2 protein-coding genes are annotated in these 13,054 nt (G+C 36.9%); one reads left to right on the forward strand and one right to left on the reverse strand.

All coding sequences use genetic code 11. The annotated features are described in order from the left end of the window. Positions 1-76: 76 nt before the first annotated feature. A complete protein-coding gene (locus EV197_RS10405; protein WP_130286694.1) occupies positions 77-7,228 on the forward strand; it encodes a SprB repeat-containing protein in 7,152 nt (2,383 codons plus the stop codon). Between the two features lie 798 nt (positions 7,229-8,026). Here the strand turns inward: EV197_RS10405 and EV197_RS10410 are convergent. Beyond that, a complete protein-coding gene (locus EV197_RS10410; protein ID WP_130286695.1) occupies positions 8,027-12,346 on the reverse strand; it encodes a PAS domain-containing hybrid sensor histidine kinase/response regulator in 4,320 nt (1,439 codons plus the stop codon). Positions 12,347-13,054: the final 708 nt, after the last annotated feature.

A 13,054-nucleotide genomic window follows, 5' to 3' on the forward strand; every position in this document is an offset into this window, starting at 1 on the left:
TAACAATAAATTTTCGATAAGTAATAGGATAGCGTATGGATGGGTCCATCAACTACCTAAACAATCTGATAAAGCCATGAAACAAATAGTAGTTATAATAACGTTTTTGATCAGTTTTGCCACAATACAGGCACAACATCTATACAAGGTAGAATACGACTTTGAGTATATGAACAGTGGTGGTACTTGTGGCCTTTTGGTAGAAGCAAACTTGAGTAATCCAACGGTAGGTACAGGCACCCATAGAGTATTGAGATATCACTCACCACCTGGTATGCTTGAAACTGCTGGACAAATGCAAGGAGATTATGTCTTGAATCTTAGTAAGCACTACCAAAGAGTTGGAATTACTAGCAGAATGACTAACAACATAGGACGTCCTTGTAGTATTGGCCCAGGTGGCGGTGGTTTTCTTACAGATTCAGAAGATCCACTTGTAAAATCATCATCTACGGGCTTAGGGTGTTTTGCTGCAGGGCGATTTATTGGTAATAGATTACCTAATGCCGCAGGATATTTCAAGTTATTTCGGATCAAACCTTTTGAAGAAGAAAATGGTTATGGTTCTACTACAGATTACTTAGTTGACTGTGAACCCAAGACTTTAATCGTTACCAGTGGTGAGAATTGTGAATCTATTGGTCAAATATCCTATGGCGTTCTTTATCAGATAGAAAACAATAAGTGGGAGACATTATTACCCTATGGAAAAAGACAGCCCAAATTTACAATTAATAGATCAAGCTTTTATGGACTTAGGTTGGGTCAAAGTTTTAGAATACAAATACAATACGATAATCCTTCTTCGGGTTCTAAAACATATTCTAATCCATTAACTTATACCTATATCTCATGTTCACCAAGATCTACATTAGAGAGTGTTCCAGATTGTTCAAATGCTTCTAAAGCAAAGCTCAAAATAACACTTGATCGTAATTTGAGTCGAAATGAAAAGATTTATTATAATTTATTTAGATCCGGTCAAGATATTCCAACAAAATATGGTTATATATATCAAGGAGATTTGGATGCAAACAAAAGCTACACCTGGCCTGATTCTCAACCACAAGATACTTACGAAATAACATATAATTCTGTATTTGACCCTAATCGCTCTGCTGATTTACTAACAAAACAAGTTCAGCTCAGAGGAACCCCATTATTGAATTACAAATTAATATCAAAAACAAATGTTCGTTGTTATGGAGGTAATAATGGAGCAATAAATATTTCGGTCTCTGGTGGATCAGGCAGCTATAGATTTAGCTGGTTTAAAAATGGTAGTTATTACAGTAATAGAGAAGATATTGCGAATCTTACAGCTGGACAGTATAAAATCCATATCACTGATAATAATACCGGATGTACCTTGGAAGATACCTTCAATATCACACAGCCTTCTAACTATTTATCGTTAACATCTAGTATAACTCAAGTATCTGGTTATGGTTTAGCTAATGGGATTATTAATATAACTCCTTCAGGAGGAACACCCCCTTATACATATGCTTGGAGTAATGGCAGAGCCACTCAGGATCTTAGCGGTATCGGTCCTGGTACGTATAACGTAGTCTTAACAGATAGCAATGGTTGTACACTAAGTAGATCATTTACAATAACACAACCCAATTTATTAACCAGCTCTATCACCCTAATTAATGAGCTCAAGTGTTTTGGATATAGTAATGGTTCTTTAAGAGCAGATGCAGGTGGAGGTGTACCGGGCTATACGTATCTATGGTACAAAAACGGGACTGCATTTTCAACAAGTAGAACAATTTCAGGATTAACTGCGGCTAACTATATGGTACGAGTTACTGATATCAATGGTAATACAACAACATCTAGTTATAATCTTACACAACCTGCTCAACTAAATGTTTCTGCAAATGTTACAAATGCCAGCGGCTATGGTTTAGCTAATGGGTCGATTAATATTTCACCCTCAGGTGGAACTTCGTCGTATCAATATTCTTGGAGTACAGGACAAACTTCACAAAATATTACTGGATTATCTGCAGGAAATTATAATGTTACTATAACAGATGCAAAAGGTTGTACAATTAGTAGATCTTATACGGTTACCCAACCACCTTTATTAGTTAATTCAATTACTGTATTAAATACAATAGATTGTTTTGGGGATGGAGATGGATCGTTAAGAGCCGATCCTAGTGGTGGTGCTCCTGGATATGCTTACCAATGGACTAAAAATGGGTCTTCATATGCTACAACAAGAACGGTTTCGAATCTACAACCTGGTAATTATGTAGTTCGAATTACGGATAGTAAAGGTAATACTACAAGTTCCAATTATAATTTAACACAGCCTTCAGGTCTTGCAGTTGCAGGCAATGTAACTAACTTAACAGGTTTTGGCTTGTCTAATGGTGCTATTAATATTACACCTTCAGGGGGTACTACACCATATCGATATGCGTGGAGTAATGGAAGTACTTCACAAGATATCAGTAATATTGCTGCAGGAACTTATTCCGTTATTATAACAGATGCTAAGGGCTGTGCTCTGAGTCGCTCCTATACGGTCACGCAACCATCATTGCTACAAGCTAGCCTTACACAATTAAATGCTTTAGATTGTTTTGGAGATACTAATGGTTCACTACGAGCTAATGGCTCAGGAGGTGTGGGTGCCTATACGTATGCCTGGACAAAAAATGGAAATAGTTATGCTACCGCAAGTACAATTTCGAACTTGTCAGTGGGCAATTATAGAGTTACAGTTAGAGATCAAAATGGTAATGTGGCAGCTGCGAGTTTTAATCTTACACAACCCACCCAACTAGCAGTTTCAGCAGCTATTACCAATGTTTCTGGATTTGGGTTATCAAATGGGTCCATTAATATTACCCCTTCTGGAGGTACAGCTCCATATTCCTATTCCTGGAGTAATGGTGCCACCTCTCAGGATCTCAATAACATTAGATCCGGAACCTACACCGTTACCATAACCGATGCTAAGGCATGTGTAATTTCAAAATCCTATACCGTAACGCAACCGCCATTATTAACCAGTACAATCACTGTGCTGAACACCTTAGACTGTTATGGAGATGCTAATGGTTCTCTACGGGCAGATTCTAGTGGAGGAGTTGCAGGATATACCTATGCCTGGAAGCGAAATGGTACTACTTATTCTTCTAGTAGAACAATTTCTAACCTAATCGCTGCTAATTATTCAGTGACGATTACAGATGCTAATGGTAATAAATCCACATCGTCTTATAATCTGACACAACCTAGTAATCTATCCCTATCAGGTGTTATCACTAATGCCACGGGATTTGGTTTGTCTAATGGAGCGATTAATGTTACCCCTTCGGGTGGGACATCTCCGTATTCTTATTCTTGGAGTAATGGTAGTACTGCACAAGACTTAAATGCTATAGTAGCAGGAACCTATTCGATTACCATAACGGATGCAAAAGGATGTACAGTCAGTAGATCCTTTACAGTTACTCAACCTCCATTGCTAAAAGTCACCGGTATAGCACAAGGAGGTCAGATCTTATGTTTTGGAGAAACCAACGTAAACTTAGTAGCAAGTATCACAGGGGGAGTAGCACCGTATCAATATTTTTGGTATAAAGATCAGAATCAAAGCACCAGTTTGTCTTCTTCAACTTTACTGTCTAGTAGGGGTGCAGGATCTTATACCTTTGTAGTTATTGATGCAAATGGTAATACAGCATCACTGGCAACTGTAGTATCTCAACCAAGTCAGTTAGTGGTGAATCATAGTGTAAACAATGTGCTATGCCACGGAGATAAAACCGGAGCTATCGATCTTGCTGTAAGTGGGGGAACAGGTAATTACACCTATACCTGGAGTACAGGTGCCACAACTCAAGACATATCGAATTTAGGAAATGGAAATTATAGCGTAACGGTAAAAGATGGAAATCAATGTCAAAAAACGCTAAACTTCACTATTACACAGCCAAGTAACCCCATCCGTATTACTAATTCTACTATAGTTAGCGCAACAGGTTTTGGTTTGACGAATGGAAGTGTTGAAGTGTCTGTAACAGGCGGAACACCACCATACTCATATGATTGGTTTGATATAAATGGTACGTCTTATACGTCATCAACTAACCAATTAGTAAATATTGGTGCAGGAAAATATCAAGTACGAATCACAGATGCTAATAATTGTAGTTTGCAATCCGCAGTGTATCAAGTAACACAGCCAGATAAACTAATTATCGACGAAGTAGAAGAAACTCCTATACTATGTTATGGAGAAACAGGTAGTATACGTGTTAAACCTAAAGGGGGTGTAAAAATTAACGAAACCAATTATCCCTTTGAATATAGATATCAATGGCTTGATTCAGAAAATAATACGATAAGTCAAACTAATATAAGTGGTACCATAGCAGCGGGAACCTATACTGTGATTGTAACCGATGCCAATGGTAATCAGGTAACACAACAGTTTACACTTTCACAGCCCACTGAACTTAACATCAGTTCAATCTCAACTACTGATGTGAGTTGTTATAATGGAAATACGGGTAGCATAACTATAAACGTTACAGGAGGAACACCGCCGTATGAGTACAATTGGAGTAATGATGGCTCTTCAACCAATACACTTAGTGAACTAATTGCAGGTACGTATACGGTTATCGTAACTGATGCTAATAATTGTCAGGTGGCTTCAAACCAAATTGAAATCAATCAACCACCGCTTTATGATATTTCTGCAGTAAATCTGTTTAGACCCTCTGCAGACCAAGCAACAGACGGAAGTATCCGAATTGAATTGACAGGAGGAAATCCACCCTTTGATTATACCTGGTATGATGTACAAGGCAATGTGTTACAATCAGAGCAAAATACGAGTAATAGCACTTCTATAATAGAAAATCTAGGTAAAAACTTCTACACTATTCAGGTAACTGATAACTCAGGATGTCTATTAGAAGAAACCTATAACTTAGCAAATCAAGGACAGTTGTTTACATCAGTTGAACAATCTAAAGATATATCTTGTCATCAGGGAACCGATGGGGAACTATTTGTCAATGTAATTGGTGGCGCAGGAGGAAATGATTTTCAATGGTATACTGCATCAGGGAATCCAATAGGGCAAAATTTAAATAGGATTGGAAATTTAAGCGCGGGCGATTATTATGTGGTGGTTACCGATGCAGAAGGTATATTTGAACAAAGTAGAATTATATCTATCACCGATCCTGAGCCTGTAGCAGCAGGTTTTACACAAACCAATCTTAGCTGTAATGGTGCAGATAACGGCACAATTGAGCTATGGGCAAGTGGAGGTAATTCTAGCTTCGAGTACCGCTACAGTATAAATAACGGAGTTTTTGGTGGATGGACTGCTTTTGCGTCAGGCAATACGTCACAACTCAGCCAATTAGAAAGCGGATCCTATCGCATAGAGGTTAGAGATACCAATGCAATTTGTACGGATATAAAGGCTATAGTTGAAGTGGTGCTGATAGAACCGCAGCCCTTGCAAATAGTTTCAGAAACACTTAGTAATCCAACAGGGTTTAATCTAACTAACGGGAGTATAGCCCTTACCATCAACGGAGGTACTGCTCCATACAGTTTTAATACTTCAGGTATTAGCGGAGTTAGTGAAGATGGTGATATTCAACTAACGGATTTGTTGGCTGGTACCTATCTGGTCGAGGTTGTTGACACCAACGGATGTTCACTTACAGCTACGTATCAATTAGAACAACCTGATGAATTAGTGGTGGCTATCGATCGAATCAACGTAAATCTTTGTCATGGTAACGCAGAGGCCAGTCTAAAAGCAATTCCTACAGGAGGTGTGTCGCCATATAGCTACGCATGGTATAAGCAGAATAGTGAAACTTTATTAGGCGATGAAGCAATTATTGAAAATTTAGCTTCAGGTATATATTATGTAATCATCGAGGATGCTAATGGTAATACGGTGACCAGTGACGATATAGCCATTACAGCGCCTAGTCCTCTTGAGATCACTTTAGTATCGGATTATATGCTTTGTGGCGAAGATAGTGATTGGCAAATTACAGCCGAAGTTTCAGGAGGTACGCCTCCGTATAACTATGCATGGAGCAACGGAAGTGTTACGCAAACAATAGTGGATCTGGCAATTGGTAGTTATACTGTAGTAATCACAGACGCTAACGGATGTACTTCAACCAGCTCAACAGCGCTGAACCAACCAGAGGTGTTGGCCATTCAAGATGTTACGATAAATCGCCCAAGTTGTTTTGGAGAAGATGATGGTGCAATTATCCTGGATGTGATTGGGGGTACACCTCCTTATACTTATTTTTGGAATGATAGTAACACAGCGAGTACAGATAATTCGTTTACCAATTTGGTTGCGGGTAGTTATCACGTGCTAATTTCAGATGATAAAGGATGTACCATCGAGCAAACGATTACGATGGGAGAACCCGAGCAAATAAGCTTAACGCTAGGAGATGATATTACCCTTTGTATGAACCAATCCTTAACCTTAAATGCAACAATAGCAGATGGCGTGGAATACCACTGGAGTTCTGATACGGGTATCTTTAGTGAAAAACCTGTTGTGGAGCTAGTTGATGCAGGTACGTATACGGTGGTGGCTACCAATTCCAATGGATGCCAGGTAAGCGACACGATTACAATACATACGGTATCCGAGGAGATTTCTTCAGCGTTTTTAGTCTCATCTCAAGTATTTACTAATGAAAGCTTTGTGATACTCAATATTAGCGAATCTAATTTAGATGAGGTTATTTGGAATTTTCCTGAGGGTATTGAGGTGGTAGAGACTGCTAACTCGCACGCAGAAATCATAGCAACTACTGAGGGAGAATACAACATCACCATGTCTGTTAAAATGGGTGACTGTGTCCAAGAACAGACCAAAACAGTACTTGTTATCGATAGAGAGGAGTTTGATGGAGAGGATACAGCTGAAAACCCTTCTATGATTATTGACTATTTGGTATTTCCTAATCCAGCACCTAACGGAAACTTTAGTGTAGCCATTACATTAAAAGAAGTTCAGCCTATTAAATTACAGATGTTTAACACGGTCAATAATACCAGGATCGATTTTAGGTCTGCGGATGGTAGTACTGAATACGAAGAAAACTATCAAATGAATGCGCCTTCTGGTCTTTATTTTATTGTATTAGAAACACCTTATGCAGTTCAAATCCAAAAGGTAATTATAGAGTAATTGAAAATAATGAGTATATCAGAACATTTAAATTGTTTCAATCCTTTTACTACTCTTATGTTAACAAGGATAGGGATAGTGAACGAATACAACTAGCGAACTTTAAAACGGTTTGTGATCTGAAATGTATAGAATTTTAGCCAACTATGGAAAACTTAGCTTTTCCATAGTTGAAAGCTAAAAAGAAATAAAATTTAATCTTTTTTAAGTAAAGCATTGCTCTGGACGGGGAATCATTGGCTCTAAATTGTCTTTTACAACAACAGTTTCATCAAATATACTTACTTGTTGGGCAATCAAAGGGAAACTTAGTAGGAATAACAAAAAAGTAATAAAACTTGTTTTCATATGTAATATATTAATGGTTTATTCTTTTTAATAACAACTATAGTATTGGCTGATGACCATTTTATTATACACAATTGCTATAAGGAGGTGCCTAGTAAGCAAATGCAATAATTATGTTATTGCATAGGTGCAATTGATGTAATTGAGAAGTAATTTATTTCAAATTAGTGGTTGCACTAATTTTAAGCTGACACTCTTTAAGTTACCACATTTTCTGCGGATATTAGTAGGTTGCTTTTCTTAAATTATTACTAAAACTATTTATTTGGGGCTTGATACTTTAAAAATCCTATTGAACATTATGTTTTGCTTGTGGCCAGCAGATTAGTATTTATGAAGAAGCGAAATTGAAAGCACTGGGGGTTAAATTTACCACAAAAGCGTCTCTTGCCTTAAAAGTAGTATTTTTACGCTTTTTAATAAATTCAATGTTGTGTTAAGTTTATTCCTTTAATGATTTATCTTTTGTAGCAATAATTTCTTTACCATCTCCCATTCATTATTAAGTTCTGAAATTAGAACCTCTATGTTCTCAGAGAAATTTTCTTTTGTAGCGTTTTCTATTTTGCCGGCAATATCAGCTAATATATCACAATACATAGAAAGAGAACTTCCTTTAATTGAATGAGCAAGAGCTTTGATATCTACTAAATCTTTTTCGTGGCATGCCTGTACAAGCCGGTCTATCTTAGTTGGCATATTAGTCATAAACATCGTTATCAAATCTTGAGCAATGTCCATATCATTTGCAATACCTTCTGTTAATTTGCTAAATCTAAAATGAATTTCATTTTTATCAGCTATATTTTGCAAATCATCATTGACCTTTTTTTCTTGCTGAAAAAATTTATGCAATACTGTCTGTATTTTAGCAGATACGATGGGCTTGGTTAAAAAGTCGTCTATTCCTGCGGCGAAGCATTTGTCTTTTTCTTCTTTCATGGCACCTGCCGTAAGAGCAATGATAGGAATACGCTTGCCCGTAACTTCCATTGCTCTAATTTGTTTGGTAGCTTCGATACCATCAAGTTCTGGCATATGTATATCCATAATAATTAAATCAGGGGAAATATTTTTGTATTGCTCAACAGCCTCCAAGCCATTTTTTGCTTCATAAACCTCGCTGTTGGGGATCAGTTGTGAAAGTATGGTTTTACTGAGGACCATATTCAGGGGATTATCTTCTGCAATGATGATTTTTATCTTTTTATTTGCATCCTTTAATTTGGATACTTGTTCCGTTTTATCCTTCGGTTCAGTTTTTAATGATTGATGTAGGTTAGATAAACTATTGAATAAATCAAGGCTCTTTACAGGTTTATTTAAACGGAAAAGAATCCCCAACTCTTCATATTTTTGTTCTAATTCTATGTTCTCTAATGACGAGTACAGTAAAATCACGGGTAGTTTTTCACTGTTTAGCTTCAATTTGTCCCTCATCATACGAATGGTTTTGAGACCGTCACTATAAGGCAAGTTATAATCACAAATAATTACATCATACGGTTTTGAACTAGCAATTCGTTTAAGTGCCTCAAGACCATCATTACAATAATCCGACTCTATCTGCCACTGTTTAAGCATTTGTTTAAGAATAAGTTGGTTGTTAGCATTATCATCAATAATTAAGCAACGTTTTATGCCTATAACCTGTTTAATGTCTGGTTTTTCGCCCTCTTCAAAATGTGCGATGATGTCAAAGGAGAACGTAGTGCCAACATTAGGAGTACTATCTATGTTGATTTTACTTCCCATTTTTTCTGCAATCATTTGCGAAATCACAAGACCCAAACCGGTGCCTCCAAATCTACGTGTGGTAGAACTATCGGCTTGTGAAAATGATTTGAAAAGTTTTGCTTTTTGTTCCTCAGTAATACCGATACCTGTATCTCGTACGGAAAATGAAAATTTACCTTGCTTGTTGTCAATCGCCTGATAGACTAGTTTTAGTGCTACTTCACCCTTTTGAGTAAACTTTACTGCATTACTCAAAAGATTTGCTAAAATCTGTTTGGTACGAATAGAATCTAGATGGGCAAAACGAGGCATAGCAGGGTCTATGTCCAATAATAATTCAAGCTCTTTGTCTGCTGTTGAGTATTTTACAATATCAATGCTGTTTTCTAAAAGCTCTACCATATCGGTTTTCGTTATCTCAAGCTCTAACATTCCTGCTTCAATCTTAGAAAAATCAAGAATATCGTTAATAATGCCTAAGAGCGTATGACCTGAAACATTGGCACTTTTTACATATTGCTGTTGAACCGGGTTTAGCGGAGTGTTGGTAAGTAACTCCGTAAAACCAATCACTCCATTGAGCGGTGTACGAATTTCGTGGCTCATGTTAGCAAGAAACTCTGATTTTGCTTTGCTGGCGGCTTCTGCTTGTTCTTTGGCTTCTTTAATTTGTTTTAAGGCTTCTTTTTCCTTTGTAATATCCCAATTAGTGCCTATCATTCTGACGGCCCTGTCTTCTTTATTTCTGATTACGGTTGCAAGGGCTCTAATATTTCTAATTTCTCTGTTTGGAGTTTGTATGCGAAATTCAGTGTTAAATACTTTTTTACCTTTCAGGGCTAATTCAATCTCTGTATTAACTTGCTCTCTATCCATATCATATACTCCATTATACCAAGCTTCATAGACATTAGAGAATTGTTCTCTTTTTACACCATATAGCGTAAACATTTGCTCGTCCCAAGTCAGAATATTATTTACAATATCCCAATCCCAAACGCCTACTCCCCCTGCTTGAGTAGCCAGACTTAGACGTAGTTCGCTATCTTTGAGTGCTTGCTCGGATTTTTTTTGTTCGGTAATATCTTTACCAGTTGAAATAAAATAGTCACCAAAAGGAATACTTTCCATATACAGGTACTGGTCTGTGGGAGGGAAGTAGCTTTCCCAATGGTAAGGTGTGTAGGTTTTGAATATTTTCTCTACGATGGGCATAAATTGGGTGTGTGCATCAGCTTCAAAAATTTCATTAGCTGTTTTACCAATTATATCATTGATAGATTTGCCCCAAGATTTTAAAGCTGAGGGATTAGCATCGACTAACTGCCAACCCGTAATTTTGCCCGTTTTGTCTTTGACAATTTTCCACAAATGAACCTCATCAATTAGATTTTCAAACAATTCTCTGAATTTTTTCTCACTTTCTTGTAAAATCAGTTCAGTCTTTTTCCGGTCGGTCATATCAGTATGTGTACCAATAACTCTAGTAGCTTCTCCTCTTTCATTTCTTTCGACAACTTTACCTCTATTCAGTATCCATAAATAATTTCCTTCTTTGTTTCTAAATCGGTATTCGTGACTGAAAGTATCGCCATTATCAGGGGTTTGTGTTACATGGTTGATTGCCGCAAATACCCATTCAATATCATCTGGATGTAATCTATCTGACCATTCACTTGCTAAGGGTGCAAGCTCGCCCATTTTGTAACCCAACATTTCCACCCAAGCCTTGGAATATATTGTTTTACCATCTGCTGGTGTCCAATCCCAAATACCATCACCCGAAGCATCTAAGGCATAATTGAGACTTTTGATTAATGCTTCTTTTTCAAGTTCAAGTGTTTTTTGCTCTGTAATATCTTTGACATTGGCGAAGAAGTTGACGGTGTTTCTTTCTTCATCTTTTAAGAGGCTTGTGGATATTTGGACGGGAAAGCGCTTCCCGCTCTTCTTTTGGAAGGTAAGTTCAAAAGTACTCAAATTACCGGTCAAAGTTTGTTGGAAAGCTTTATCAATATTTTCCAGTTCTTCGGCTGGCCAATAAGGATATGGAGGTGTTTGACCAATAAGCTCGTCTTCAGAAAAACCGGTCATTTCACAAAATGCCTTGTTCACTATTATTTGCCTTCCTTCAGCATCTGTCACCGCAAAACCATCTGCCATATTTTCTAGCATTTGCTTTGAGAACATTTGTTCCTGGGCAATAGCTAGTCTATCGGCTTCTTCTTTTTGTTTTCGTTCAGTAATATCTTGTGCTATCCCTTTGAGACCAATTATTTTTTTATTTTCATCTGTTACGGCCTCTCCTTGTACCCATATCCAGCCATTGCTTCCATCTTTGCGAATAGTTTTTAACTCTAATTGGTAAGGAGTACCATGCTCGCGAGTAAGTTCCAAAGCGGAAGACAAAAGTTCCCAACTCTCTGCCGTATATAGTTTCATATGCTCAGTAAACGGGGGTGGAGGCAATGCAGGATTGAATTCATACATATTATAAAGTTCCTCTGTCCAAACCACCTCATTGGTAATGAGGTTAAGTTCCCAACTTCCTATTTTTGCAATTCGTTGGGCATTACGTAGCAGGTCAGCATTCTTTTGAAGAAGTAACTCACTATTTTTAAACTGCGTAATATCTTGGTGAGCGCCAAGCATTCTTATCGGTTTTCCTTGTTCATCTCTGATAGCCAAACCACGACATCGTATCCAGACGATTGAGCCGTTTTTATGGGTGTAGCGAACCGTTTGGTCGTAAGGATGATTTGGGTTTTCGCAATGCTTAATAAAGTTTTCTGTGGCAAGTTTTAAGTCATCAGGATGGATAATATCTTGCCAAGCCGATGATTTATGAGGCATTTCTCGGTAGTCGTAGCCTAAAACATCCCAAAATTTAGGATTCATCCATTCTTCTTCTGGCTGCTCCAAATCCCAATACCACAAGCCATCTAATGAAGATTCTTGAATAAAATCAAAAATTGTTTCATCGGTTTTGATAAGCTTATATAGTTCTTCCTTGAGATAATTCACATTTTTCATGTGGAGTTAAATTATTAAAAATTTACACAACGGTTTGTGTATGAACAGTAGCGGAAAAGAATTGACTGCTTTTCATATTACAATATACTTTAATTAATTTAAAAATCCTTTCAGCTTAGCACTCAAACCGCCATTGTTTATATACGTAGTAGCCAACTGAGTTTTTATTAGGCATACGCAACAAAAAGGCAAGATTTGCCAGTAATTAAAACACTTTACTAACGATAGTAGGAGTTGATTAAAAATTAAATAGTAAATAGAGAAACGGGATTTAGGCCTTTCACAAGACAATTTGTTTTAACCACTTAATTTATTCTTTGATTCAATTTGAGCTGACAAGGAATATAAAGTTAAGAATACTAGAATTAGGGGTATGTTTTTTATGTGTATGTATTAATTAATATAATGAATGTATTGGATTTTATTACAAAAGCCTTATCCTATTGTTTAATTTTCAATACAAACAACACTACCTTTATTTTTTTAGTTTTCTTTCAAAAAGTGTAAAAGACTAACCAAGGCTATATTTGGATTATCCTGCAGCAGTTGTTTAAGGTAACGATTATAACCACTTCCGATAATGATGAGCTCCCTATCATTTTCTTCCGTGTTTTCTACTATATCTCTTTAGATAAATAAGTTTCGTTTGTACCATTCATTAACCATATTAACTGTTTTACATATAAGTGGTCTTGCAAGCTTAAAATT

It is taken from the genome of Aquimarina brevivitae (genome assembly GCF_004216895.1).
GTDB classification, from domain to species: domain Bacteria; phylum Bacteroidota; class Bacteroidia; order Flavobacteriales; family Flavobacteriaceae; genus Aquimarina; species Aquimarina brevivitae.

Coding starts and splice junctions, on each gene's coding strand:
- EV197_RS10405 (WP_130286694.1), top strand. CDS start 77: ATGAAACAAATAGTAGTTATAATAACGTTTTTGATCAGTTTTGCCACA.
- EV197_RS10410 (WP_130286695.1), bottom strand. CDS start 12,346: ATGAAAAATGTGAATTATCTCAAGGAAGAACTATATAAGCTTATCAAA.